The following is a 23,855-nucleotide window of genomic DNA, read 5'->3' as shown; positions in this document are numbered from 1 at the left end:
ATGAAAGAATTCCTGGCGCGGTGACGTAAAGGATGCGGGAAAAGATCGCAGCCTTGCGCGGCGCTGACAAACGAAGAATCTTACGAACTTCATTCTGCAAAGGACTGCTTGTTGTAGCAGCTGCCGAGCCTGCGAGGCTGCGTTCGGCTGCGAAGCAGTCGTGAAATCAGCCACTGTGGTGTGTCAGAAGGAACGTGCATACAGGGTTTGCGACTGCTGCGCAGCCGAACNGCAGCCTCGCAGGCTCGGCAGCTGCTACACCGGAAGTTCCGAGCGCAGCGATGCCAAAAACTCCCGATACAACCGCGCCGTGTTCGTCGGTTGTTCCACCATCGGCATATGGCCGGTGTGGTCCCAGACTTCCACTCGCAGATCGGCGATGCCTTTGCTCCAGATCGCCACGCTGCTGACATCGATCAAGCGGTCCTTGTGTCCCCACAGCAACAGCGCCTGGCACTTGATGTCGGGCAGTTTCGGCTCCATCGGCGGGCTGGCACGGAAGTCGTTGAAGATTTCTTCCAGCTCATCGCGACTCTGTTCATAGCGTTGCGCGATGGCGTCCAGCACCACCTTGGGTACCCACGGCGGTTCGGCCATGGTCATGGCGTAGAAACGCTGGAATTCTTCCCTTGAGTGAATCAGGAACGGGTTGTGGCCCTTGGCCAAATGCCGCTCCAGGTCGCTGGCTTCGGGGGCGGTGACACCTGCCGGGTCGATCAGGGCCACCGAAACGATGCGATCCGGGTACGTGGCCGCCAGCCACGCTGCCATGTAGCCGCCCATCGAGTTGCCGATCACGTGGACTTTCTCGACGCCGCAGACATCGAGCAACTGGATCATCCGCTTGGCCTGCAAAGGAATGTCGTAGCCGCCGCCCGCCTTGAAGCCGGTTTCGCCATGGCCGGCGATGTCGGGGATGATCACCCGATAGTTGCCGACAAAGTGCCGGGCAAAACGCAGCCAGATGTTTTTGTCGGCGCTGTAGCCGTGGAGCATCAGCACGCTGCTGGACGCTTCGTACGGCCCGCCTTGCCAGGTCGAGACGGTCATTTCGGCGATCGGCACGACAATTTTGTGCAGTCCATACAGCTTGGCCTCTATCGACATGTCCAAGTCATAGAGCCAATAACCGATGGCCGGGTAACTCAACCAGCTCCAGGCCGCGAAAACTGCGATTGCGACAACCAACAAAAGCATCAGGCATCTTCCTTTTACGTGATCAGGACAGAATGTGATCGGCGGGTTTCAGCGCCCTGGTCAACCGGTGATAGCTGAAACTGAAGCCCGGAAACATCGCAATCACATGACCGCTCTTGCTTTGATACCAACTGTGGCAGCCCCCGGACTTCCAGACGGTGCGTTCCATCTCCCGGTGGATCATTTCAGTGTAGGTACGTTCTGCTTCGGGGCGTACTTCGATGCTGCGCAAACCGTGTTCTTTTAACGTGCGGATGCAATCGAGAATGTAATTCATCTGGGACTCGATGATGAACAGCGCCGAGGTGTGGCCAATGCCCGTGTTGGGGCCGGTGACGATAAACAGGTTGGGGAAGTCCGGCAGGCTGGTGCCGAGATAGGCCCGCGGATACTGGGCCCAGAAATCTTTGAGTTGTGTGCCGTTTTTGCCGGTGACCGGGTAGGAAATCACCCCGTCGGTGGCGTCGTAACCGGTGGACCAGACGATCAGGTCCAGGTCGATGTGTTGGCCGTCCTGGGTGACGATGCCGGTTTCATCGATGGCGGCGATGCCTTGCTCGCGGCTGTGCAGGCTCACATTGCTGCGACCCAGCGCCGGGTACAGGGTGCTTGAGATGATCACCCGTTTGCAGCCGATGACGTAGTCGGGTGTCAGTTTTTGCCGTAATTGGGGGTCGGGCACTTGCCGTTTGAGGAAGCGCAGGGCGTGTTGCTGGACCAAGCGGATCGCTGGTTTCGAATACTTGAAGGCAATCACCCGGGTTTCGAACAGCCAGTAGATCATCCAGCGCAACAGTTTGTAGGCCGGTTTGAGCCCCAGTAACCAACGCTGGAATGGCCCAAAGGCACGGTCGGCCCGAGGCAATACCCAGTGAGGCGTGCGCTGGAACACATGCAGATGCTCGACGTCCGGGGCAATCGTCGGAATCACCTGGGCCGCGCTGGCGCCGCTGCCAACGATGGCCACGCGTTTTTGCCGGTAATCGTAGGTGTGATCCCAGTTGTTGGTGTGAAAAGTCTTGCCCTGAAACCGCTCCTGGCCCTCGAAGTGTGGAATCACGGGTTGGCTCAACGGCCCGGTGGCGTTGATCAGGAACTGCGCATGGAACGTGCCTTTGCTGGCGGTGTGCACCGCCCAGCGTTTGCCGTCATCGTCCCATTCGATGCGCTCGACATTAGCCTGCAGTTCCACCTTGTCTCGCAGGCCGAAGTGCTCCACCACGTACTGGGTGTAGTGGTGCAGTTCGGCCTGCTCGGCGAACATTTGCGTCCAGCGGTAGGGCGCGAAGGACAGCGAATAGAGCGGCGAGGGCACGTCGACCGCGGCACCAGGGTAGGTGTTTTGGCACCAGGTGCCGCCGAAAAAGTCCCGCCGTTCCAGCAGGCAGAAATCGCTGATGCCTGCCTGGAGCAAATTGATCGCCGCGCACTGGCCGCCAAAACCGCTGCCGATGATCAACACTTGAAAGGTCTGCATGGGCCTCCTTTTTTATCGTTATTGATCGAACCCTCCTTTCATGTATAGCCAAACATTGGGCGCTCGCCTCATGGCTATGCCTGGGTATTCAGACCGCCAGCCGGTGATGGCTATTTGACGTTACCCTGATAGACTCTCACCACACTTGAAACCCTAGTGTTTTCAGGTTCCGTTCTGTGGCGCAGAGGCTCCTATGGGAAAAACGGGAGGAAAAGGACTTTCACTGGCCAGGAGGCTTTATACATCGCGAATCCTGGGATTAGCTTTGGGGCTGTTGCTCGTGAGCGCGGCGATGTATCCACTCAACCCTGCACCGTGGGTCTGGGTGGCGATGCTGCTCAACGCCGTACTCTGGCCGCACCTGGCTTATCAATGGGCGCGCCGCGCGCAAGTGCCTTATCACGCTGAACACCGCAACCTGCTGGTGGACGCCTTTCTCGGCGGCTTTTGGGTCGCTGCCATGCAGTTCAATCCGCTGCCCGGCGCGACGACCCTGTCCATGATGGCGATGAACAATGTGGCCATTGGCGGTTTGCGTTTCCTGTTGGCGGGAACCGTGGCGCAGATTCTCGGGATAGGCGTCGGACTGCTGATTTTCTCCCCCGCCTTCATCCCGCAAACCAGCCAAGTGCAGATGTATGCCTGTTTGCCCTTGATGTGTTTGTATCCGCTGGCATTGGGCTGGATCTGCTTCCGCCAGGCCCACACCCTCGGCCGACAAAAGCGTGAATTGCTGGCCCTGAGCCGCACCGACAGCCTCACCGGCCTGCTGAACCACGGCGCCTGGAAGGATCAACTGGAAGTCGAACTCCAGCGTTGCAAACGTCAGCAGCAGGGCGGGGCGATTGCGCTGATCGACATCGATCATTTCAAATCCATAAACGACACCTACGGCCACGTTGCCGGGGACATCGTCCTGCGTCAGTTGAGCAAAATGCTCAAGCAGAACTTGCGCGCGGCGGATGTTGCCGGGCGCTACGGTGGCGACGAGTTCTGCGTGATCCTCCCGGACCTTCCGCTCACGAGCGCTGCGGCCGTGATGGATGCCCTGCGTGATCGCTTCGCCACCTTGGGTTATGAGCAGAGCCCGGCGCTGACAGTCAGCCTGAGCATCGGCCTGGCCGCCTTCAACCCGGCCCACACCGACGCGACCCTGTGGCTCAACGACGCCGACCAGGCGCTCTACGAAGCCAAAGCTACCGGTCGCAACCGCGTCATCTGTTGTGGCGATGGCGAACCGCGTCACGAATTACTTGATTCGGTGTGATCCATCACCAGTAATGTCGCCTGACATTCCGCCATCGCGAGCAAGCTCGCTCCCACAGGGGATCTGGGTGCTGCCCACATTTTGCGATCACCCGGATCACTGTGGGAGCGAGCTTGCTCGCGATGGCTTCAACTCGGTCCAAAGCCGAACGCTCAGTGTCGCATCGGGTCTAGAGCCTTGCGCCGTAGTCAGGTAGGGTGTTTTTCACCCCCGACACGAAACAAGGATCGATTCATGACGTTCAATCTCCCTCGCTCCCTACTGGCCACCAGCCTTGGCCTGACCCTCGCCCTCGCCCTCGGCGCTTTCGCTCCCGCAGTTTCCGCCGAACCGCACAAGCAAGTCCTCGCCGATTCCGAACAGTACAAGGGCGAAGCACTGAAGTTACTGGAACGTTTGGTGAACATCGACTCCGGTTCAGGTTATGAACCGGGCCTGACCAAAGTCAGCGACATCGCCATCGACGAACTGAAAAAACTCGGGGCGACCATCGAGCTTGTGCCCAATACACCGGACAAAAGCAGCCATGTGATCGCGACCCTGAAAGGCACCGGCAAAGCGAAAATCCTGCTGATGGCGCACATGGACACCGTCTTCAAGGAAGGTTCGGCCGCCGAGCGTCCGTTCCACATCAAGGACGGTCGCGCCTACGGGCCGGGCGTGATGGACGACAAGGGCGGCATCGTTGCCGGGATCTACGCGCTGAAAGTCCTGAAAAACCTCGACTTCAAGGACTACGCGCAAATCACCTTCCTGCTCGACGCCAGCGAAGAAACCGGCTCGGACATCGCCACCGACCTGATCAAGAAAACCGCCAAGGCCCACGACGTCACCCTCAACCTCGAACCCGGCCGCCCGGCGGATGGCCTGGTGGTGTGGCGCAAAGGCAGTGCCACCGCGGTGGTCGAGGTCAAGGGTAAGGCGGCTCATGCCGGTGTCGCGCCGGAGCTGGGACGCAACGCCGCCATGGAAGCGGCGCACCAGATTTTGCAGCTCGGCAAACTGGGCGATGCGGAGAAGAAAACCACCATCAACTTCACCGTGCTCAAGGCTGGCGACCGCACCAACGTGATTCCGGATCAAGCCACCGCCAAGGCAGACGTGCGGGCAGCGGTGCCGGAAGAGTTTGACCGGATCGAAAAGGACCTGGCGCGGGTTTCGAAAGACAAGCTGATTGCTGACACCGAAGTCACCACCACACTGCAGCGCGGATTGCCGCCGATGCCGCAAACGCCGGAATCGGATCGGTTGATGGCCATGGCTCAGGGGATTTACGGGGAGATTGGGCGCAAGTTGACGGAAGAGGGTAGCGGTGGGGCGGCGGATGCCAGCCTGTCCGCGGGTGTGGGTACGCCGACGCTGGATGGGTTCGGGATTGTTGGCGGGAATATTCATACGCCGGAGGAATACGCGGAGGTTGAGAGTGTGGCACCGCGGATTTATCTGTTGTCGCGGATGATTATGGAACTCACCAAGAAATAAGCCGCACAGCTTGCCAATCGTTCCCACACCGTGTGGGAACGATCAACTTGTGGCGCACAACTTTCCAAGACGTTTCCTACAACGTACCCTGTTGCCGCGTTTCGGCATCGACCCCTATAGTTCGGGCTCGCGGAAAACACCGCGAACGACCTTGGCCGGTCGGTCACCCCAAACGCATCAGCGTCATTGTTTAGACCTTTTTATGTCTGAACATCGTGTTATGGCAGCTGTGCGCGGGACACCCTCGGGTGTGCCGGATTTAGGGTGTGCCGGTCGGCCAACCCGCACACAGCTGCCACCTAATTCGCTTGGCCGCGAACGGTGGTTGCTCTATTTGGAGTTACACCCATGTTCGACCAAGTCATGCCCCGTTACCTCCCCATCGACACCTACGACGCCGAAACCCCGGTGCTCTTCATCAACACTCACAAAGAACTCAGCGACATCGCCGCTTGCGCTGCGCATCGCTTCACCGTGGTTCGCGATCTGGCGGACACCTTGTCCAGCCTGAACCTCAAAGACATTTCCGATTGCGATCTGATGCGCGTTACCCGGGCGGTTCATCTGCTGATGCGCGAAGGCTGCGCGATGCTGGATGTGGTTCAGGCGCGGGCGTTGCAGCGGGAGGTGGAGTTCAAAGCCGCGGTGTAGGCAAGATCAAAAGATCGCAGCCTGCGGCAGCTCCTACATTGAGATGGCGTACACCCTGTAGGAGCTGCCGAAGGCTGCGATCTTTTCGGTGGAATCGGTTACTCCTTGACGCTCATAAACTCTTCCGCCCAACGGATGTACTCCTCAGGCTGCGTATAAGTATGGGTCAGTTCGGTAGCGCTCAGGTCCGACGCCTGAGTAAAGATCTGCCGCTGTTCCCGCAGGCTGTCATACGTGGCCTTGATCGCGGCGAAGTAGGCGCCGTGACCATCGATGGTGACGCGCACACCCAGTTTGGCCAGGCGTTTATCGTCGCGCAGCAGCGGATTGCCGTAGGTGACCAGCATCAGCGGCACGCTCAGGTGCTCGGCGATTTGTTCGAGGTGGTCGAAGTCCCGCACGCCCACCATGCAAATCCCGTCCGCACCGGCCTGCTGGTAATGACAGGTACGGCTGATGACTTCCTGCACCGGCAGGATCCCGGCGTTGGTGCGGGCGATGATTGCCATTTCCGAATCGACCCGTGCTTCCAGTGCCGCACGAATCTTGCCGACGCCTTCCGCCACCCCGATCAGGTCAGTGGACTTGCGGCCGAACTGGGCGGGCAGGAGCGTGTCTTCGATGGTCAGGGCGGCCACACCGGCACGTTCGAGTTCGACGATGGTGCGCATGACGTTGAGCGCGTTGCCGTAGCCGTGGTCGGCGTCGGCGATGACCGGCAATTGGGCGACACGGCCAATGCGAGTGGCCTGCTCGGCAAACTCGCTGAGGGTGATCAAGGCAAAGTCGGGGGCGCCCAGTACCTGCAACGATGCGACTGAACCGCCCAGGATCCCCACTTCAAAACCCAGGTCAGCGGCAATGCGGGCCGACATCGGGTCGAAGACCGACGCCGTGTGATAGCAGGCGTTGGAGGCGAACAGCTCGCGAAAGTTACGGCGTAAATCTTGATGAGAAAGCCTGGACATATGAGTTCCACCACTGCAATGGGAATGGAAGGGCTTGAGCAAAAGTGTCAACGCCGAAGGAACAAAAGGCTATCACGCGAGCGGGGGAAGGATGATGACGAATTTGCAGAGGCGGACGGACCACCGTCGGTCACGCCGCCACCGACTGCTGTTGTTGATTGAGCAGCGGCACGGCGCGTACCGAGTTGCCGGGTTGCAGTTGCAGGCGTTTGGCGGTGAGGCGGTCGACGATCAGGCTGTTGCCCACCTGCCTGGCCTGGGCGGCGGTGATGCGGCAGTTTTCCAGGCGACGGTTGTGGATCAGCCACACCGGGGCCTGCTCGTCGGGCGTGCCGATGGCCAGCAGCAGCGGTTGGCTGTCGCGCACGGCGCGGATATTCGAGACCGGGGCTTCGATCACCGGGCCGGCGTCGAAGATGTCGATGTAACCCTTATGGGCAAACCCTTCGGCGGTGAGGATTTTCAGCGCCGGTTCCGTGTTCGGGTGCGCCTTGCCGATCACGGCCTGGGCCTGTTCGGTAAGCAGGCAGGTGTAGAGCGGTTGGCGTGGCATCAGTTCAGCGATGAACGACTTGCTGCCCAGCCCCGACAAGTGATCGGCGTGGCTGAAGTCCATCTTGAAGAAGTGCCGGCCCAGGCTGTCCCAGAACGGTGAACAGCCATGTTCGTCGGCGCTGCCACGCAGTTCGGCGATGAGTTTATCGCCGAACAGGTGCGGAAATTCGGCCACAAACAACAAACGCCCCAACGACAGCAATCGACCGTTACTGCCCTGGCGTTGATCGGGTCGCAGAAACAGCGAGCAAATCTCCGATTGGCCGGTCATTTCATTGTTCAGGAACAACGTCGGAATCTGTCGCCGGATACCCAGGTCCGGTGACGAACTGACCGTGAGCCCGACCCGGTAGTTGTACCAGGGCTCGCGCAGGCCCACGGCGCCCACCAGGGCACTGACGCCCACCAGTTGCTGATCGTCGTCTTCGAGTACGAAGAGGTAATCGGCATCGGCGCGTTCGACCTGTTCGGCGAAGGTTCGTTGGGCCCAGCGCACCCGGTGGCTCAGGCGTTCCTCGTTGGCCGGCAGGGTGGTGAAGCCGGGGCCAGCCTGGTGCACCAGGTTCAGCAAGGCGGGCAGGTCGGTGACGTGAACCGGGCGGACAATCATGATGCAACTCCTTCTGCACGCCCGCTCGGGCGCTGTCGTTGGGCGCGGGGCCGGGTGATGCTCACAGGGCGATCAGCCGGATCGGGCTGCCTTCGGTCACGTTCAGGGCGGCGCACATCTCGGCGCTCAACCCCACAGGTTGCCCGGCCTGGTAATCCAGATCGGCGACGATGGCGCGATAGTCCTTCAGCGAATCGTTGCTCACCAGATAGCTGCCACGGGCATCGATCTGCGAGCCCGGTTCCGCCGTGCCGGTCTGGCTCTGGGCGATGGAGCGGATGCCGGGAGTGCGTGCATACAGCGTCGGACCGCCGTCGAACAGGTCGATATAGCTGTTGGTTTCGAAGCCTTCGCGTTCGAGGATATCGAAGGCTTCCTGGCCATCGGGGTGGATGCGGCCGATGCAGTCCTGTGCAGCCTGGGGCAGCATCGGCACGTAGATTGGGTATTGAGGCATCAGTTCGGCGAGGAAGGTTCGGCTTTCCAGGCCGCAAAGCCGCTCGGCCTCGGCGTAGGGCAGGTCGAAGAAGTGCTTGCCCACGGCATCCCAGAACGGTGAGTGCCCTTCATCGCTGCTGAAGCCGACGATCTCGGTGATGACGGCTTCGGCAAAGCGCCGCGAGTGGGCGGCGATGAACAATAACCGCGCCCGGGACAGCAGTTCTGAGAACCGTGTGCGCACCAGCGCTGCGTCAATATGAAAACCTCGCAGCAAGGTATGGCCGCTGAGGTCGTGACACAACGACAGCGCCGGCACGCCATGCTCGATGTTCAGCTCCCGTGAGGCGCTGGTGAAATGCCGGTTGCGCAGGCTGTAGAACGGCTCGCTGAAACCGGCGGTGGCAAGGATCTCCGAGCAACCCACCAAACGCTCTCGGGTCAGATCTTCCAGCACGAAGAAGTAGTTCTCCGGGCCATGACCCTCAACGTCTTTTTCGAATGAGGCGCAGGAATCGAGAATCTTCTCGCGCAGGCATTCGGTGTCGTCCGGCAAGGACGTGACGCCTACCAGACTGTCGCGCGCCAGTTGCTGCAACTGGGGCAGGTCGGTTAACTCGACTGGGCGTAAGACCAGCATGGATGCACTCCTGTATCAAAGGGTTCGGCGGTTGGCACCGAACCTGACTATCACTGTCGGTTTCCACGCGTTAAATCGGCGGTCGCCTGATTTTTTGTCAGACGCCGCTCTTTTTCTTGTCAGCCGTTGCTTGGGTCGGGCAGTACCGTGCGGGTGCCCACCTTGTTGAGTACAAACAGGTAGACCAGGCCCAGGGCAATCCAGATCAGACCGAGTTTCTGTGCATCGACGCCCATGTTGTACATGATCGCCGCGACGATGATGAAGCCGATCGCCGGGCAGATCAGGTGACGGATCACCTGGCCGGATTTCTGCCGACGCCAGTAGTAGTTGATGACCGTCAGGTGCAGCAACATGAAACCGCTCAGTGCGCCGAAATTCACCAGCGAGGTGAGGGTGTCCACCGAGTTGATGAACAGGTAGCAGATCACCAGCGACAGCACGGCCACCAGGTAGATGCTCACATACGGCGTGTTGTGTTTGGGGTGAACCTTGGCCAGTACCTTTGGCAGCTTGCCGTCCCGGGCCATGCCGAACAGCAGACGAGACACTGCCGCTTGGGAGGTGATTGCCACCGCAACACCCCAGGCCAGCGCAGTAGCCACGGCGGTCAGGGTTGCCAGCCAGCTGCCGGCTGCGAGTTCAGCGATTTCATAAAACGCCGTGTCAGCCGATTTGAAACCCATGCCGGCCGCCAGATCTGTCGCAATCCAGGTCTGCACGACGAAGATCACCCCCATGACCATCAGCGTGATCAGCGCGGCCTTGCCGACGCTGCGGCCCGGGTCACCCTTGATCTCTTCGGCAAGGGTGGAAATCGCATCGAAACCGAGGAACGACAGCACTGCAATCGACACCGCTTGCATCAGCAGGGCGAAGTTGAACGTCTCGGGGTTGTACAACGGAGCCAGTGTCAGCTGACCGTTACCGCCGCCACTGTGCAGCGCGTTCCAGGCGTAAAACAGGAAGATCCCCAGCACCACCAGTTGCGCCAGCAGAAAGATGATGTTCATTCGCGCGGTGAAGGTGATGCCCCGCAAGTTGACGAACGTCGCGCTGACCAGGAAGGCCAGGATGAAACCGACCTTCGGAATGTCCGGGTACAAATGATTCAGGGCCATGGCCGCGTACACATACAGCAGCGGCGGAATCAGCAGGTAATCGAGGAGCATCAGCCAACCGGCGATAAACCCTACGTGCTGGTTCAGGCCCCGTTGCGCGTAGGAGTAAACCGAACCGGCAATCGGAAAGGCCCGAGCCATGCTGCCGTAACTCAGGGCAGTGAAGAGCATCGCCACCATGCCGATGATGTAGGCCAGCGGTACCAGCCCCGGTGCCTCGGCGTTGACGTAGCCATAAACACCAAACGGTGCGATGGGGATCATGAAGATCATCCCGTACACCACCAGGTCGGTCAGCGACAGGCTGCGTTTCAACTCTTGCTTGTAGCCGAACTCTTCTATTTCCATGAAGCCTTTCTCCTTGGGATGAAAGCAGCTGCAAGCTGCGAGTTTGAAGCGATTCCTTTACAACAGCGGTGCCAGGTATTCGGTAAAGCGACTGACGTCTTCAGGCGTGCGCAGCAGGTCGTTGCGCACCTCGATCAACACCGATTCCAGGCCGCGTGCATCGCCGTGGACCGGCACGGTCATGTCGCCCAGCGGGTTGATTTTGTACGGCTCATTACCGGCAACTTTCAATGGGTGCTGGCTCAAGCCATCGATCAAACGCTGGGCATATTCCTTGGCCTCTCTATACAACACGCCAACTTCAAGCGCGCGGGGTTGGCCGTGATAGACCGGCGTGAAACTGTGAACCCCCACCACCCGCACCGGCCGGCCTTGAGCGACACGTTCGTCGATCAAGTCTGTCAGACGCGAGTGAAACGGCTCGAACAGGGTTTGCCGACGGTACTCGCGGGTGGCTTCGTCCAGATCCCGATTTCCTGGTACCTGATAAATCTCGCTCTGCGCCGGAATGCTGTCCGGCGCTTGGCGCGGTCGGTTGAGGTCGACCAACAGTCGCGAATAATTGGCCGCCAACAAGGTTGCGCCCAGTGCCTGGGACAAGCCCTCGGCCAGCGCCAGGGCGCCGATGTCCCAGGCGATGTGCTCGCGGGCCGCCTCGTGACTCAGGCCCAGGTCATTTAACCCGGCCGGAATAAAACGGCTGGCGTGCTCGCAGACCAGAATCAACGGGTGGCCGGAGTCTTCCCGGCTCAGGGTGTACGCGGGCTCGGTGTATAGACCGAGCTCAGCAGATTCAGTACAGGCGCGCATAGTGCTCACAGCGTTCGGCGGGCGACAGCTGTTCCGTCAGCGTCAGTTCCTCGGTTTTAAGGGCGAAGTAGGTGTCCAGCAACGCGCTCGGCAGGGCTTCAATCAGTGCCTCGCTGTTGCGCAGGCAGTCCAGGGCCTGGGCAAGGGAAGCGGGCAGGGCGACGATGCCGCGCGCCTGGCGTTGTTCTTCGTTCAGGGAGTCGGGGACTTCATCGGTGATTGCGTTCAAGGCCAGGCGTTGTTCGATGCCCAGTCGACCGGCAATCAGTACGGCGGCCATGGCCAGGTGCGGTGAGGACGTGGCGTCCATGGCGCGAAATTCCAGGTTGTATTGCGACGCCACCGATTTGCCGCCCAGGCTTGTCGTCGGGCAGATTCGCAGCGCCGCTTCGCGGTTGCGTTGCCCGAGGCACGCGTAGGACGCGCTCCAGTGATGAGGCTGCAAGCGCTCGTAGGATACCGGCGTCGGTGCGGTAAACGCACAGAGCGCGGGCAGGTGATGCAGGATGCCGGCGGCCCAGTGCTGGCCGAGGGTCGACAAGCCATTGGTGGTGCCGGCGTCGTACATCACCGGTTGGCCAGCCAGGTCCAGCAGGCTGACGTGCAGGTGCACACCGTTGCACACCGCATGCTCCGAGGTCTTGGGCGCGAAGCTCAACTCCAGGCCCATTTGCCGGGCGATCTCGCGAGTGATTTCACGAACGTTCACCGCGCGATCGGCAGCGGCCACACCCAGGGTCGGGCGACAGGTGATTTCGTATTGATGCTTACCGTACTCGGGCAGGAACATTTCCGGCTCGACGCCACCGGCACGCAGGGCGCTGAGCAGCCAACCGCCAAACTCGGCACCCTGACGCTGGGCTTGCAGAGAAAACGCCAGGTGTTCAACGTCGCCGGTGTTCAAGTTGAATTCATGCTCGAACGCCGCATTGACCTGCAAGCCCAACTCGGCGCGATAACGCTCTACCTCATTGCGCAACACCGTACGCGGGCAGGCACCCCACGGGCGGCCATCGGTTTCGCGAATGTCACTGTGAATAAAATCCAGCGCCGGAGCGTTGGCATCCGGGCCGTTACTGACCGTCACTCGGCTGGCCGGATCGGGCATCAGCCGCAAATCGCCATAAGCGCCCCACGGGTTGGCGTAGGCGATGATGTCTTGCGGGGTCAGCGCGCTGTTGGCAGGCACCCAGCCACAACCTGTCCTTTGATAGTGCTCGAGCTCGTCCGTGGGAAAGGAGCGTCCGCGTGTCACGCCGATCAGGTCGGTGGTGACGAGGGTGGTCATGGGCAGTGGCAACAGGCGCTCGCTCATGGCTGCATCTCCTGCAACCGGCCGAGCACAGTCTGGGTGTCGGTGATCCAGCAGTAACCCTTGATTGCATTCAGGCAGGCCTGATGCCGCGCGGGTGTGTAAGTCGCGCAGGCATCTTCCACCAGCGTTACCAGGTAGCCGCGGTCCGCGGCGTCACGCACGGCCATGTCCACGCACTGGTCGGTGACGATGCCGGCGATGATCAGATGCCGCGTCCCGAGGTTACGCAGCACGTAGTCGATGTGGGTGGAGTTGAAGACCCCGGACGAGGTCTTGGGCAGCACGATTTCGTTTTCTGCCGGGGTCAGGTCGTCGATGATCCGCGCTTGCGGGCTGCCCTTGGGCAAGTGCATGTCCGAGAGTTTGTGGTCCAGTGAGCGGTCGCGGCCGTCGGCGGTGAGGCTTTCGATGATCGTGTGCAGCACGTTTTGCCGGGCGCTGCGAAAGGCGCTGAGCAGCCGGCGTTGATTGGGCACCACCTGCATGTGGGTGCGGGTCAGGAAGTACTCGGCGTCCGGTCCGTTGAGGTGCGGGTCGAACTGCGGTTCAAGCCAGGCGCGTTGCATGTCCACCAGCAACAGCGCGGTGTGATCGGTGACGAATGGCAAATCCCGAGGGGAGTGGTGGGGGAGCGTGAACATCCTTATTTATCCTCCAGCAGGTGGGTGTCGAAGTCGGTCCGCAGGGCGTCGATGCCTTCCAGGCGATCGGCCAGATCCGGGCTGCGCAAGGTCAGGCAGGCAATCAGCGCCTCGACCTGGGCCAGCGCCGGAACCAGGGTGTCGAAGGCCGATACCGACTCCACCGGCGCACTGATAATCAGGTCGGCCATTTCCCGCAACGGTGAAGCATAGATGTCGGTAAACAACACTACGCGTGCATATCGACTTTTCGCCGCATTGGCCACGCGCAGGGCCTGTGACTGGTAGCGGCGATAGTCGAACACCAGCACCACGTCCTGACGCTGCACGTCGAACAATCGATCGGGCAGTTGCGCGTTGTCTTCCAGGGCGAAACAGCCTGGACGCAGCAGGCGCAGGTGGTTAAGCAAGTAATTGGCGAGGAAACTGCTGAAGCGCCCCCCGAAGCAGTGCACGTGATGGCGGGTGTCGAGCAGCCATTCCACCAGAATCCGCACATCTTCGGGCTGGGTCAGTGCATGGGTGTCCGCCAGCGCTCGATGGCTGTCCGCCAGATAATGGCTCCAGGCGTCGCCTTTCTGAAGATGAGAGCGAGGCTGCAACAGGGCGCTGGGGGAGCGGAGGCGGTGGTCCATGTCGCTGAGCAGGGCATCCTGGAAATCGGCATAACCGCTGAAACCCAGTTTTTTGACCAGTCGCACGATGGTGGGATCGCTGACACCGGCATGTTCGGCCAAACGTGACATCGGGCCCAGTCCGTTACGCGGATACTGGTCCAGCAAGGCACGGATGACTTTGCGTTCCGACGGCGTAAGTTCCAGGCCGGGATCGGTGATCAGGTCTCTGAGAGAAGGCATCCGGGCTCCTGCTGGATGGATATGTTGGTTTCATTTCATAAATTGCTAAAACAGTATTTATGTAGCGGACTCTACATGTCTAGTGAATTTTTCAATGGTTTTTTAAAGCCCAAAAATAGAGCGAAAACCCCGTGAGCCGTGGGCTACATGGAAGTCGACTGAGCTTGTAGGCCATCGCCCATAGTGGTGTCGGATATCGCCGATTTTTTCAGGTGTGTGTGAGTTAGAACCCATATTTGCTGGATCAAACGAAACGCCCTGGATCGCGCTTCTTGCGGCACAATTGGGCAATTGTTTGCGGTGTGTTGCCGTTTTCCATTCCATCGACAGAGTGATCCTTCGTGCAGGCGACCCGTTTGACCCTGATGTGCCACGCTCGAACCGTCGCACAGAAATTGGCGTGTTTTCCTACGAATGAGCCAATAGAGATGGATTGGCAATTGGCAAGGGGATCGCGTCGTGCTCAGTTCAAGGGGACGCCGCGACTGGTGTGTGGACCTGAACTGCGAACCCGGCAAACCGCCGAGTTGTTCGGCAGCGAAGTGGAGATTGTCGAGGCATTGAGGGATTGCGATTTCGGGATCTGGAAAGGTGCGCGGATCGATGATCTGCAGAAATCCGCAGCCGAAGCGCTGCAGATCTGGCTCGATGACCCGAATTCCGCGCCCCACGGTGGCGAGTCGGTGGTGCAACTCGGTGAGCGGGTGGCCGCTTGGCTGAAAACGCTGGAGGCAACACCGGGGCACATCGTTGCCATCACCCATCCATTTGTCATGCGCGCCGCGCTGACGCAGGTGCTGCAAGGCGCGGCGTTCAACCTGATCGACGTTGAACCGCTGTCGGCCATCGAGTTGCGGTTCAACGGCCGCTGGCGCCTACGCTTGCTGGGCACGGACCTTGAGGGAACACGTTGATGAAAAAACTTCTGGTCATTGGCGTCGGTGCCGGCAACCCCGACTACATCACGATGCAAGCCGTGAAAGCGCTGAACCTCGTCGACGTGTTTTTCCTCATGGACAAGGGCCAGAGCAAAGACAAACTGATCGACCTGCGCCGCGAGATCTGCGAGCGCTACATCACCGATCGCGACTACCGTTTCATTGAAGCCCACAGCCCTGAGCGCGAACGCGGTGATGTGGACTACAGGGCCAGCGTGGAAGACCTGAACCTGGCCAAACAGCAGACCTTCGAACGGTTGATCAACGAGGAAATGACCGACGACCAGTGCGCCGGTTTTCTGGTCTGGGGCGACCCGGCGTTGTACGACAGCACCATCCGGATCTTGCAGGCGATTCTGGCCTCAGGCCGGGGCGTCTTCGAGTTCGAAGTGATCCCCGGTATCACCAGTGTCCAGGCGCTGGCGGCGCAGCATAAAGTGCCACTGAACAGCATTGGCCGCTCGATTGAAATCACCACCGGCCGGCGGCTGGCGGCGGGGCAGGTGAGCGATGCCGACAGCCTGGTGGTGATGCTGGATGCAGAAGATTCCTACCATCGAGTGGCGGACCAGGAGACGGAGATTTACTGGGGGGCCTACCTGGGGACGCCGGATGAAATCCTGATCAGCGGCAAGCTCAAGGATGTGGCGGATGAGATCGAACGGGTGCGCAAGGCTGCTCGGTTGGAGAATGGGTGGATTATGGATACGTATCTGCTGCGCAAGCCTTGAGATAACCAGTGTCTGGGCTGGCCTCATCGCGAGCAAGCTCGCTCCCACATAGAGCGACGTCCGTCCAGACAACTCGGTCAACTGTGGGAGCGAGCTTGCTCGCGATGAGGCTCTAAAGAACACCTCAAATTATTGCTTTAACCTCCCGCCCAAACCGCTCCCGATACACCGACGGCGGCACCCCTACCACGCCGCGAAACGCCACCCGAAAACTCTCCACCGAGCGATAACCGCAGCGTTGGGCAATCTGGTCGGTGTTCTGGCTCGTACTCTCAAGCAGCTCGCGGGCCCGGCCCAGGCGTTCGTGCTGTAACCAGGCTTTGGGCGGCATGCCGGTGGCTTCAGTGAAGCGGCGCAGAAACGTCCGTTCACTCATGGCCGCCTCACTCGCCAGCTCGCGAACCTCCAGCGGTTCATGCAAACGCTCGCGTGCCCATTGCATGACGCGCGACAAATCGCTACGCGGCGTAGGACTGACCGGTGTCGGAATGAACTGCGCCTGGCCGCCGGTGCGTTGTGGCGACATCACCAGCCGTCGCGCCACCGAATTGGCCACCTGCGTGCCGAAGTCCCGCGCCACCAAGTGCAGGCAGGCATCGATACCGGCAGCGCTGCCGGCCGAGGTGATCAGTTGACCTGAATCGACATAGAGCACGTCCGGATCGACCAGAATGTTCGGAAAACGCTCGGCCAACTCAGCGGTGTAGCGCCAGTGCGTGGTGGCGCCGCGACCGTCGAGCAAACCGGTGGCCGCCAGCACGAACACGCCCGAGCAGATCGACAGCAGCCGCGCACCCCGCGCATGGGCCTGGCGCAGGGCCGCGATCAATGCCTCAGGCACTGGGGCGCTGCGATCACGCCAGCCGGGAATGATGATGGTCCGGGCGTCCTCGAGCAGTTCCATGCCGCCATCGGCCAGCACCTGAATGCCGCCCATGGCGCGCATTGGGCCTTGATCGACGGCGGCGATCCGGTGCTCGTACCAAGGGAAGTCGAACTCCGGCCGTGCCAGGCCGAAGATCTCCACAGCGATGCCGAATTCGAATGTACAGAGGCCGTCGTAGGCCAGAATTGTGACCAATCCAGGGGTGGGCTGCATTTGGCGGAAAGTTCCCGGTGAGTGTCTTGTGCGCCACTGTAGCCGCAAGCGTCGGGCGGATAAAGTCTTCTCACACCCACCGAGACTTTGGAGTACAGCCCATGACCAGCCTGGTCCGCGAGATTCCCGCCGCCCCATCGGCCATCGCCCTGATGCATTTCAGCAACCGTCTGACCTTCGAAACCGACTGTTCCGACGTCCACGGCAGCCAACAGGCCTGCGAAGTGGATTTTGTCCTGGTGGACGTGCGCGGCCCGCTCGCGTTCGAGCGTGGCCATGTGCCGGGAGCGATCAATATTCCGGGGCGACTGCTGACCGCTGAAAGTCTGGCGGCCTACCCGAAAACCAGCGTGTTCGTGGTGTATTGCGCCGGGCCCCACTGCAACGGTGCCAACAAGGCTGCCGTGAAACTGGCGGCGCTGGGTTACCCGGTCAAGGAAATGATCGGCGGGGTGACCGGGTGGCTGGATGAAGGGTTTGAGTTGAGTGTTGCGGTGCAACGGCCTGCCAGCACCGTGATCGGTTGCGAATGTTGATGTAGTCGAAAAGATCGCAGCCTCGTTTCACTCGACAGCTCCTACAGGTCTACGCGATCCCCTGGAGGAGCTGTCGAGTGAAACGAGGCTGCGATCTGTTGATATTGCTTCTAAACGGATGCCCACCACCCATCCAGCGTCGCCTGCAACCACTCGAACACGGTTGCGTAGGCGGCGCTGTCCTGTTGACCCCGGGGCAGCGGTGACTCGTCGGCAAAGTGTTCATTGAGCGTTGCCACGGATTCAGCCGTCCACTCCGGATGAAACTGCAAACCCACCCGCATCGGCCCGACGCAATACATCTGCTGCTCGCACTGATCACTGCTGGCCAGTAACTGCGCGTCTGGCGGCAGGTCGATGGCGTCTTCGTGCCATTCCAGCACGTTCAGAGGCTGACCATCGACGAACGTCACGCGAGTCCAACCGGTTTCTGTTCGATCCATCCTCCGCACATTCCCGCCCAGGCTCAGCGCCAGCAACTGCGCCCCCAGGCAAATCGCAAACACCGCCGCGCCTTGATCCAGACTGCCCGCCAACCACTGACGTTCGGCTTCCAGCCAGGCCGGCCCGCCGTTGGATTCATAAGGCCCGCCCAACAGGATCACGGGTGCCGCACTGACGGGCGGCAACTGGCCGAGGTCGGCGCGAAAGACGTTCAGGGTCAAACCTCGGGACGCAGCCCACGTGGCAATGGCGCCGGGACCTTCGGCGGGGTGGTGTTGGATCAGGTTCAACGTAGGCATAAGGGCTCTCTTGTAGTTTTTGCTTGTAGGTTTTGTCTGAAAAAAGGGCTTGTCCTACAGTCTTTGCACCGGCTTGGCGCACGCTTCAAGGGACTTGAATCTGTCGGCCACTTTTCTATAAGTATTTGTCGCTTAAACACAATTTGCCCTCCTGGAGCCGCTCTAGACTGCCGGCCACTTCGGTGCTCTCCAATCGGAAGCAGCTACCGAAAGCTGCCAATAAAAGCCTTCGCATACAGGAGTTATAAATGAAGAAGCTAGTGATGTTCGGTGCCCTGGCACTGTCGATGTTGTCCCTGACGGCTGTGGCCGAAGACGCCAAGCCGATCCGCCTCGGTATCGAAGCCGGTTACCCGCCATTCTCGATGAAAACCCCTGATGGCAAACTCACCGGCTTCGACGTGGACATCGGCGACGCGCTGTGCGAGCAGATGAAAGTGAAGTGCACCTGGGTCGAGCAAGAGTTCGACGGCCTGATCCCGGCGCTGAAGGTCAAGAAAATCGACGCGATCCTGTCGTCCATGACCATCACCGACGATCGCAAAAAGAACGTCGACTTCACTATCAAGTACTACCACACCCCGGCGCGCTTCGTGATGAAGGAAGGCACCGACATCAAGGACCCGCTGACCGAACTCAAAGGCAAGAAAGTCGGTGTGCTGCGCGCCAGTACCCACGACCGCTTCGCCACTGAAGTGCTGGTGCCGGCCGGTATCAATCTGGTTCGCTACGGCTCCCAGCAGGAAGCCAACCTGGACATGGTCGCCGGTCGTCTCGACGCGATGCTGGCCGACTCGGTCAACCTGGACGACGGTTTCCTGAAAACCGACGCCGGTAAAGGCTTCGCTTTCGTCGGCCCGACCTACGAAGACGCCAAGTACTTCGGCGGCGGCGCTGGTATTGCTGTGCGCAAGGGCGATACCGCCCTGGCAGAGAAATTCAACACCGCCATCACCGAAATCCGCGCCAACGGCAAGTACAAGCAAGTGCAAGACAAGTACTTCAACTTTGACGTTTACGGCCAGTAATCACGCCGTTCAAAAAAGTGGCACCCGTTGACGCGGTTGCCACTTTTTTTATGTGATTTATCCTGCGACATACATCCCATGTAGGAGCTGCCGGAGGCTGCGATCTTTTGATTTTCTGCAGTTTCACTGCCGCTAAAGATCAAGATCTAAAGATCGCAGCCTTCGGCAGCTCCTACGCTCAGCGATCCTGAGCACCGATAGCTACAGGAGCACCCCATGCAACGCATCGATCATCCACTGCCCTGGAGCCACCTGGGCACCGAACGCACCCTCAGCGTGTTTCGTTATGGCGCGGGTACTCGCAAGGTCTACATCCAGGCCAGCCTGCACGCCGATGAACTGCCGGGCATGCGCACGGCGTGGGAACTGAAGAAGCGTCTGGCCGAACTCGACACCCAGGGCCAGTTGCAGGGCGTGATCGAACTGGTCCCGGTGGCCAATCCCATCGGCCTCGATCAACACCTGCAAGGCAGCCACATGGGCCGCTTCGAGCTGGGCAGCGGCAAGAACTTCAACCGCTCCTTCGTCGAACTCAGCGCACCGGTGGCCGAATTGATCGGCGATCGGTTGGGCAGTGATGCGGCTGCCAACATTGCGCTGATTCGCCAGACCATGGGCCAGGTACTCGACGGCTTGCCGGCACCGGCCTCGCAGCTTGAAGCCATGCACCGCTTGCTGCTGCGCCACGCCTGCGATGCCGACATCACCCTCGACCTGCATTGTGATTTCGACGCGGCGATTCATCTGTATGCCTTGCCGCAACACTGGCCGCAGTGGCAATCCCTGGCAGCGCGTTTGAAGGCTGGGGTGGCGTTGCTCTGTGAAGAATCCGGCGGCAGCTCATTCGATGAGTCGTGTTCAACGCCGTGGTTGCGTCTGGCAAGGGCTTTCCCTGAGGCCGCGATCCCGCCGGCCAACCTGGCGACGACGCTGGAGCTTGGCAGCATGGGTGATACGCGAGTCGATCAGGCTCAAGCCAATTGCGAGGCGATTCTCGGATTCCTCGCCGAGCAGGGTTTCATCAAAGGCACTTGGCCTGCGGCCCCGAGCGAATGCTGTGAAGGCATGCCGTTCGAAGGCACTCAATACCTGTTCGCACCGCATCACGGGGTCGTCAGTTTCCTGCGCGATTCGGGTGAATGGGTGGAGAAGGGGGATGCGCTGTTTGAAGTGGTCGATCCGCTGAATGACCGGGTCACGACCGTTTGCGCCGGGACCAGTGGCGTGTTGTTTGCCATCGATCGCGGGCGTTATACGCAGCCGGGCACCTGGCAGGCGAAGGTCGCGGGGCGCGAGCCGATTCGGGTCGGGAAGTTGATTAACGACTGAGGATCTTAGTCGTTTTCGAGGCCGCCTTCGCGAGCAAGCACGCTCCCACATTTCATCTCAGTCGGATACGAAATTTGTGTACACAGATGATTCAATGTGGGAGCGGGCTTGCTCGCGAAGCGGCCCTATGAAGCGGCGATGATGTCCAGCCGATCATCGACATCCCGATTCACAGTGTTAGGCTCTGCCCCGAATCCTGCGCTCTGTGAAGGAAGGTTTATGTTGAAGTTTCTCGCTCTGCTGACACTCCTGGCGTCCACCGCCGTCCACGCTCAAACCCCGCTGCAAACCGATCTGCCGCTCAAGTACCTGGAGCAGGCCAACCCCGAATCGCGTAATCAGCCCCTGGTGATTTTCCTCCACGGTTTTGGCAGTAACGAGGAGGACCTGTTCGACATCAAGGATGAATTGCCCGCGTCATACAACTACCTGTCGGTACGCGCACCGATGGTGATGGAGGAGGACAGTTACAAGTGGTTTCGCGAGAAGGGTAACGCTGCCTACAACGGTGAGACCGATGATCTGAAGTCCAGCGGCCAGGTGCTGCAGGATTTCGTCGCACAGGCGGCGAAGAAATATCACACCGAACCGAACAAGGTATTCCTGGTGGGTTTCAGCCAGGGCGCGATCATGTCCTATGAGGTGGCCCTGCGTCATCCCGAGGCGGTGGGCGGGATCGCGGTGTTGAGCGGACGGATTTTGCCGGTGCTCCAGTCCGAACTGAAACCGGATGAAAAGCGCCAGAAGCTGGCGATTTTCATCGGTCATGGCACTGCGGACAAACGCCTTCCGTACATTGACGGCACGGACGCCGACAGCCTGTTGCAGAGCCTGTCACTCAAGCCTGAATTTCATGCCTACCCTGGCGTCGGTCACAGCATCAGTGCCAACGAGATGCAGGACTTGAGCGCCTGGTTGCAGCGTCTCAATCCCTGATGCTTACTTGCCAGTGACGATCTGTTTGACCAGCGTCTCGTGGCCAGCATTGTCGCTGAGGCGGGAAATCACCTGAACGATCGCCATGCGCGTGTTGGACGCGGCCATCACTGTGGTGTCGAGGGTTTTGCCGCCGCCCTGGGTGGCGGTACTGTCGATCTGCCGCAGCCCCAGGCCGGTGCCTTTCTGGGTCAGGCTTTTTTCACTGAGTTTGGTGAAGTCCGGCAGCGCCGTGGCTTGTTCGGTGGCGAAGTCAGACGCCGCGGAGTCGAGGAATTGACCGTCGTTGTCTTTGACGTTGAGGCCGCCGGGAATGGTGTTTTCAGCCGCGATCACAACGGTTTTAGTCGCCTGATTGGTGTACATGGTGCCCGTTGCCCCGGCGGTGCCGGTGGCCGCGTCGCCGGCAGGCAGCGGGTTGGCGATGAAACCTTTGGGCAGGGTGAACGTGAACTTGCCGCCGAGCATCGAGACTTTCTGTGCGGGCGCGGTATCGCTGGCAGTGGCCTTGGCGGCCTGCGCATTCAGCGCTCCCAGACTGGCAACCGCTGTCAACAACAGGACAACGGCTTTTTTACTCAACAATGACATTCAGAAACTCCAGGGGATGGTCGATCTCGCGGTGGGGGGCGATCATCCCATGGAGGTTGCGGCGCATTCCAGCGCGGTCTAACGGACGGTCATGTTCCTTTGGCCAGCGCAATTACCTATGGCTACTTTTGGACCAGCTCCAACCAACCACTGCTGGGCGTCATCGGCCTGGAACGGCCACTCACCGCACGCATCGACGACGCCACCAGCGAGGTCAACCTGCTCAACGAAAACGGCCTCACCACCGTCTTCAACTCCTACGGCACCGGCCTGCGCTTATGGGGCAACCGCACCGCGGCCTGGCCCAGCGTCACCCACATGCGCAACTTCGAAAACGTGCGCCGCACTGATCTCTGATTCTTGCCGGTGCTCGCTGGTATTGGGTCGACTCCTGTCGGTCGCCACCGGCAGAGATCGGCCAAAAGCGGACTCTTTAATTTGAATCTCGAACCTTTGTTCCCTGCATGTTTACGGAGGCAAATTATTCGGATGGCAACTTTTTGAAATCCTGCTTAGCTTGATCGTGATATCTCCAGGGAGGATTTTCATGTCCAGATTTTTCGCCACCTTACTCATGATCACTCTAGGTACGAATGCTTGCCTTGCCAGCGAAGGTGACGACCAAGCCAACTCATTCGCCCAAATTTACGCATCGCTTTGCATGAAGAACCTTCCAAATCTGGAAGCACTCCGAGAAAAGCTGAGGCCAATCCCAAGCCTTCCTCCCGAAAAGGCGGCACTGATCCTGGCAGGTAATCCTGGCGACGCTTGGTCTGTTCCAGACAAGTACGGAACGTTTGTGCTCGCGCTTCCTAGCGGCAAGAATTTTTGCGCCGTGCATGCCCGCAGGGCAAGTACTGAGACCGCTATAAAGCTGTTCACTGGAATGGTCGCAAATCCACCCTCTCCATTTATCTCAACACTGGTAAAAAACGAGCAAACACAATCTCCCGCAAATGGGCAAATTCAAACTCTTTCCTACGAATGGTCAGTTCCAAGCGCGACACGAAAAATGTTGTTTACCCTCACGACCGCCACATCTGAATCCGCACAACTTCAAGTGCTTGGTTCGGCAGCAATCATCAATCAATAGAATCAATCCCTGCGTTCAATGGGTTGCGCAGCAGCGACGGGCAGTAGTCGGCCAGAAGCGGTCCTTCAATTTCGCTATTTATCTACTCCCGAGCGTGAGAAATTACCAGCCCTTCAATTTCTCTCAAAGGCAGGTTCATGACCTCCAACCTGACAGTCTCGAATCTTTTAGGTCCATGGAATGGGGATGACCATACAGGGTTAATGCAGCGTTGCAGGGAGGCATGGGACACACCTCTAGAGAGTTTGAATGACCTTATGGTCGCTACTTTTTTGAATCAGAACATCGCGGCCAAACACCTGCTCATCGAGGCAAAGCGCCGCATGGAAGAACAGGAACGAGATGGAACCGAGTACTTCGACGGCCAGCTTCTCGAAGCTATAGAGCGCTTGCAATCCGGGGCGTAATTGATCCCGACGGTTTGTTGCGTTCGACACGGACTATCTATATTGGG

25 protein-coding genes are annotated in these 23,855 nt (G+C 59.8%); 12 read left to right on the top strand and 13 right to left on the bottom strand.

All coding sequences use genetic code 11. From position 1 onward, the window contains the following. Nucleotides 1-255 precede the first annotated feature (255 nt). Both E3W21_RS05030 and E3W21_RS05025 read right to left on the bottom strand, forming a co-directional pair. Nucleotides 256-1,197: an alpha/beta fold hydrolase gene (locus E3W21_RS05030; RefSeq protein WP_129443293.1), complete on the bottom strand. Its 942-nt coding sequence runs from the start codon at nucleotides 1,195-1,197 to the stop codon at nucleotides 256-258. Nucleotides 1,198-1,219: 22 nt separating this feature from the next. Next, the gene (locus tag E3W21_RS05025; protein ID WP_134418672.1) at nucleotides 1,220-2,674 is read right to left on the bottom strand and encodes an NAD(P)/FAD-dependent oxidoreductase; all 1,455 of its coding nucleotides are present in this window, start codon (nucleotides 2,672-2,674) and stop codon (nucleotides 1,220-1,222) included. Nucleotides 2,675-2,867: 193 nt separating this feature from the next. On the opposite strand from E3W21_RS05025, the gene E3W21_RS05020 reads away from it, so the two are divergent. From E3W21_RS05020 to E3W21_RS05010, 3 genes are all read left to right on the top strand, one after another. Continuing rightward, a complete protein-coding gene (locus E3W21_RS05020; RefSeq protein ID WP_134418671.1) occupies nucleotides 2,868-3,941 on the top strand; it encodes a diguanylate cyclase in 1,074 nt (357 codons plus the stop codon). 234 nt (nucleotides 3,942-4,175) lie between these two features. Then, entirely contained in the window at nucleotides 4,176-5,423 is a 1,248-nt protein-coding gene (locus E3W21_RS05015; RefSeq protein ID WP_134418670.1) for a M20/M25/M40 family metallo-hydrolase, read from the top strand. Between the two features lie 348 nt (nucleotides 5,424-5,771). Next, complete coding sequence (locus tag E3W21_RS05010) at nucleotides 5,772-6,074, top strand: hypothetical protein (protein ID WP_129443301.1); 303 nt, start codon at nucleotides 5,772-5,774, stop codon at nucleotides 6,072-6,074. 98 nt (nucleotides 6,075-6,172) lie between these two features. Here E3W21_RS05010 and E3W21_RS05005 read toward each other — a convergent pair whose 3' ends face one another. From E3W21_RS05005 to E3W21_RS04970, 8 genes are all read right to left on the bottom strand, one after another. Then, a complete protein-coding gene (locus E3W21_RS05005) occupies nucleotides 6,173-7,042 on the bottom strand; it encodes an oxaloacetate decarboxylase (protein ID WP_134418669.1) in 870 nt (289 codons plus the stop codon). 130 nt (nucleotides 7,043-7,172) lie between these two features. Next, complete coding sequence (astA, locus tag E3W21_RS05000; protein WP_134418668.1) at nucleotides 7,173-8,207, bottom strand: arginine N-succinyltransferase; 1,035 nt, start codon at nucleotides 8,205-8,207, stop codon at nucleotides 7,173-7,175. Between the two features lie 61 nt (nucleotides 8,208-8,268). Then, the gene (locus tag E3W21_RS04995; protein WP_134418667.1) at nucleotides 8,269-9,285 is read right to left on the bottom strand and encodes an arginine N-succinyltransferase; all 1,017 of its coding nucleotides are present in this window, start codon (nucleotides 9,283-9,285) and stop codon (nucleotides 8,269-8,271) included. Between the two features lie 119 nt (nucleotides 9,286-9,404). Then, nucleotides 9,405-10,754: an APC family permease gene (locus E3W21_RS04990; RefSeq protein WP_134418666.1), complete on the bottom strand. Its 1,350-nt coding sequence runs from the start codon at nucleotides 10,752-10,754 to the stop codon at nucleotides 9,405-9,407. A 57-nt stretch (nucleotides 10,755-10,811) separates the two neighbouring features. Beyond that, entirely contained in the window at nucleotides 10,812-11,564 is a 753-nt protein-coding gene (locus tag E3W21_RS04985; RefSeq protein ID WP_134418665.1) for an N-formylglutamate amidohydrolase, read from the bottom strand. After that, the gene (locus E3W21_RS04980; protein WP_134418664.1) at nucleotides 11,548-12,879 is read right to left on the bottom strand and encodes a glutamine synthetase family protein; all 1,332 of its coding nucleotides are present in this window, start codon (nucleotides 12,877-12,879) and stop codon (nucleotides 11,548-11,550) included. Before E3W21_RS04980 ends, E3W21_RS04985 begins: the two co-directional genes overlap by 17 nt. Then, nucleotides 12,876-13,520 carry an isochorismatase family cysteine hydrolase gene (locus tag E3W21_RS04975; protein WP_129443315.1) on the bottom strand — a complete coding sequence of 215 codons (645 nt, stop codon included), beginning with the start codon at nucleotides 13,518-13,520 and terminating at the stop codon, nucleotides 12,876-12,878. Before E3W21_RS04975 ends, E3W21_RS04980 begins: the two co-directional genes overlap by 4 nt. A 2-nt stretch (nucleotides 13,521-13,522) precedes the next feature. After that, nucleotides 13,523-14,377: a MurR/RpiR family transcriptional regulator gene (locus E3W21_RS04970; RefSeq protein WP_134418663.1), complete on the bottom strand. Its 855-nt coding sequence runs from the start codon at nucleotides 14,375-14,377 to the stop codon at nucleotides 13,523-13,525. A gap of 341 nt (nucleotides 14,378-14,718) precedes the next feature. Here E3W21_RS04970 and E3W21_RS04965 point away from each other — a divergent pair, with 341 nt between their 5' ends. Together E3W21_RS04965 and cobF are read left to right on the top strand one after the other, a co-directional pair. Further along, nucleotides 14,719-15,291: a histidine phosphatase family protein gene (locus tag E3W21_RS04965; protein ID WP_134418662.1), complete on the top strand. Its 573-nt coding sequence runs from the start codon at nucleotides 14,719-14,721 to the stop codon at nucleotides 15,289-15,291. Next, nucleotides 15,291-16,046 (top strand): precorrin-6A synthase (deacetylating), encoded by a 756-nt coding sequence (gene cobF, locus E3W21_RS04960; RefSeq protein ID WP_134418661.1) that lies wholly within the window; start codon nucleotides 15,291-15,293, stop codon nucleotides 16,044-16,046. Before E3W21_RS04965 ends, cobF begins: the two co-directional genes overlap by 1 nt. A 124-nt stretch (nucleotides 16,047-16,170) precedes the next feature. Here cobF and ftrA read toward each other — a convergent pair whose 3' ends face one another. Further along, nucleotides 16,171-17,145, bottom strand: coding sequence for a transcriptional regulator FtrA (ftrA, locus tag E3W21_RS04955; protein WP_134418660.1), 975 nt, complete (start codon nucleotides 17,143-17,145; stop codon nucleotides 16,171-16,173). A gap of 101 nt (nucleotides 17,146-17,246) precedes the next feature. Here ftrA and E3W21_RS04950 point away from each other — a divergent pair, with 101 nt between their 5' ends. Next, entirely contained in the window at nucleotides 17,247-17,681 is a 435-nt protein-coding gene (locus tag E3W21_RS04950; RefSeq protein ID WP_134418659.1) for a rhodanese-like domain-containing protein, read from the top strand. 110 nt (nucleotides 17,682-17,791) lie between these two features. Here the strand turns inward: E3W21_RS04950 and E3W21_RS04945 are convergent, their stop codons facing one another. Then, nucleotides 17,792-18,424, bottom strand: coding sequence for a type 1 glutamine amidotransferase (locus tag E3W21_RS04945; RefSeq protein ID WP_134418658.1), 633 nt, complete (start codon nucleotides 18,422-18,424; stop codon nucleotides 17,792-17,794). A gap of 248 nt (nucleotides 18,425-18,672) precedes the next feature. Between E3W21_RS04945 and E3W21_RS04940 the strand changes: the two genes are divergently transcribed. The 3 genes from E3W21_RS04940 to E3W21_RS04930 all read left to right on the top strand — a co-directional run bounded on the left by E3W21_RS04940 (nucleotide 18,673) and on the right by E3W21_RS04930 (nucleotide 21,717). After that, nucleotides 18,673-19,452: an ABC transporter substrate-binding protein gene (locus E3W21_RS04940; RefSeq protein ID WP_134418657.1), complete on the top strand. Its 780-nt coding sequence runs from the start codon at nucleotides 18,673-18,675 to the stop codon at nucleotides 19,450-19,452. Nucleotides 19,453-19,668: 216 nt separating this feature from the next. Next, nucleotides 19,669-20,781 (top strand): succinylglutamate desuccinylase/aspartoacylase family protein, encoded by a 1,113-nt coding sequence (locus tag E3W21_RS04935; RefSeq protein ID WP_134418656.1) that lies wholly within the window; start codon nucleotides 19,669-19,671, stop codon nucleotides 20,779-20,781. A 219-nt stretch (nucleotides 20,782-21,000) separates the two neighbouring features. Further along, nucleotides 21,001-21,717 carry an alpha/beta hydrolase gene (locus tag E3W21_RS04930; RefSeq protein WP_134418655.1) on the top strand — a complete coding sequence of 239 codons (717 nt, stop codon included), beginning with the start codon at nucleotides 21,001-21,003 and terminating at the stop codon, nucleotides 21,715-21,717. A gap of 3 nt (nucleotides 21,718-21,720) precedes the next feature. Here the strand turns inward: E3W21_RS04930 and E3W21_RS04925 are convergent, their stop codons facing one another. Beyond that, nucleotides 21,721-22,308, bottom strand: coding sequence for a hypothetical protein (locus E3W21_RS04925; protein ID WP_134418654.1), 588 nt, complete (start codon nucleotides 22,306-22,308; stop codon nucleotides 21,721-21,723). A 99-nt stretch (nucleotides 22,309-22,407) separates the two neighbouring features. On the opposite strand from E3W21_RS04925, the gene E3W21_RS04920 reads away from it, so the two are divergent. The 3 genes from E3W21_RS04920 to E3W21_RS04910 all read left to right on the top strand — a co-directional run bounded on the left by E3W21_RS04920 (nucleotide 22,408) and on the right by E3W21_RS04910 (nucleotide 23,808). Further along, nucleotides 22,408-22,665: a phage tail sheath subtilisin-like domain-containing protein gene (locus E3W21_RS04920; RefSeq protein ID WP_256661518.1), complete on the top strand. Its 258-nt coding sequence runs from the start codon at nucleotides 22,408-22,410 to the stop codon at nucleotides 22,663-22,665. A gap of 190 nt (nucleotides 22,666-22,855) precedes the next feature. Beyond that, nucleotides 22,856-23,401: a hypothetical protein gene (locus E3W21_RS04915; protein WP_134418653.1), complete on the top strand. Its 546-nt coding sequence runs from the start codon at nucleotides 22,856-22,858 to the stop codon at nucleotides 23,399-23,401. Between the two features lie 137 nt (nucleotides 23,402-23,538). Then, a complete protein-coding gene (locus E3W21_RS04910) occupies nucleotides 23,539-23,808 on the top strand; it encodes a hypothetical protein (RefSeq protein ID WP_134418652.1) in 270 nt (89 codons plus the stop codon). The last annotated feature ends 47 nt before the right edge of the window (nucleotides 23,809-23,855 follow it).

It is taken from the genome of Pseudomonas sp. F01002 (genome assembly GCF_004402115.1).
Taxonomy (GTDB): domain Bacteria; phylum Pseudomonadota; class Gammaproteobacteria; order Pseudomonadales; family Pseudomonadaceae; genus Aquipseudomonas; species Aquipseudomonas frigoris.
This window is presented reverse-complemented; position numbering and strand designations above follow the sequence as displayed.

Coding starts and splice junctions, on each gene's coding strand:
- E3W21_RS05030 (WP_129443293.1), bottom strand. CDS start 1,197: ATGCTTTTGTTGGTTGTCGCAATCGCAGTTTTCGCGGCCTGGAGCTGG.
- E3W21_RS05025 (WP_134418672.1), bottom strand. CDS start 2,674: ATGCAGACCTTTCAAGTGTTGATCATCGGCAGCGGTTTTGGCGGCCAG.
- E3W21_RS05020 (WP_134418671.1), top strand. CDS start 2,868: ATGGGAAAAACGGGAGGAAAAGGACTTTCACTGGCCAGGAGGCTTTAT.
- E3W21_RS05015 (WP_134418670.1), top strand. CDS start 4,176: ATGACGTTCAATCTCCCTCGCTCCCTACTGGCCACCAGCCTTGGCCTG.
- E3W21_RS05010 (WP_129443301.1), top strand. CDS start 5,772: ATGTTCGACCAAGTCATGCCCCGTTACCTCCCCATCGACACCTACGAC.
- E3W21_RS05005 (WP_134418669.1), bottom strand. CDS start 7,042: ATGTCCAGGCTTTCTCATCAAGATTTACGCCGTAACTTTCGCGAGCTG.
- astA (WP_134418668.1), bottom strand. CDS start 8,207: ATGATTGTCCGCCCGGTTCACGTCACCGACCTGCCCGCCTTGCTGAAC.
- E3W21_RS04995 (WP_134418667.1), bottom strand. CDS start 9,285: ATGCTGGTCTTACGCCCAGTCGAGTTAACCGACCTGCCCCAGTTGCAG.
- E3W21_RS04990 (WP_134418666.1), bottom strand. CDS start 10,754: ATGGAAATAGAAGAGTTCGGCTACAAGCAAGAGTTGAAACGCAGCCTG.
- E3W21_RS04985 (WP_134418665.1), bottom strand. CDS start 11,564: ATGCGCGCCTGTACTGAATCTGCTGAGCTCGGTCTATACACCGAGCCC.
- E3W21_RS04980 (WP_134418664.1), bottom strand. CDS start 12,879: ATGAGCGAGCGCCTGTTGCCACTGCCCATGACCACCCTCGTCACCACC.
- E3W21_RS04975 (WP_129443315.1), bottom strand. CDS start 13,520: ATGTTCACGCTCCCCCACCACTCCCCTCGGGATTTGCCATTCGTCACC.
- E3W21_RS04970 (WP_134418663.1), bottom strand. CDS start 14,377: ATGCCTTCTCTCAGAGACCTGATCACCGATCCCGGCCTGGAACTTACG.
- cobF (WP_134418661.1), top strand. CDS start 15,291: ATGAAAAAACTTCTGGTCATTGGCGTCGGTGCCGGCAACCCCGACTAC.
- ftrA (WP_134418660.1), bottom strand. CDS start 17,145: ATGCAGCCCACCCCTGGATTGGTCACAATTCTGGCCTACGACGGCCTC.
- E3W21_RS04950 (WP_134418659.1), top strand. CDS start 17,247: ATGACCAGCCTGGTCCGCGAGATTCCCGCCGCCCCATCGGCCATCGCC.
- E3W21_RS04945 (WP_134418658.1), bottom strand. CDS start 18,424: ATGCCTACGTTGAACCTGATCCAACACCACCCCGCCGAAGGTCCCGGC.
- E3W21_RS04940 (WP_134418657.1), top strand. CDS start 18,673: ATGAAGAAGCTAGTGATGTTCGGTGCCCTGGCACTGTCGATGTTGTCC.
- E3W21_RS04935 (WP_134418656.1), top strand. CDS start 19,669: ATGCAACGCATCGATCATCCACTGCCCTGGAGCCACCTGGGCACCGAA.
- E3W21_RS04930 (WP_134418655.1), top strand. CDS start 21,001: ATGTTGAAGTTTCTCGCTCTGCTGACACTCCTGGCGTCCACCGCCGTC.
- E3W21_RS04925 (WP_134418654.1), bottom strand. CDS start 22,308: ATGTCATTGTTGAGTAAAAAAGCCGTTGTCCTGTTGTTGACAGCGGTT.
- E3W21_RS04915 (WP_134418653.1), top strand. CDS start 22,856: ATGTCCAGATTTTTCGCCACCTTACTCATGATCACTCTAGGTACGAAT.
- E3W21_RS04910 (WP_134418652.1), top strand. CDS start 23,539: ATGACCTCCAACCTGACAGTCTCGAATCTTTTAGGTCCATGGAATGGG.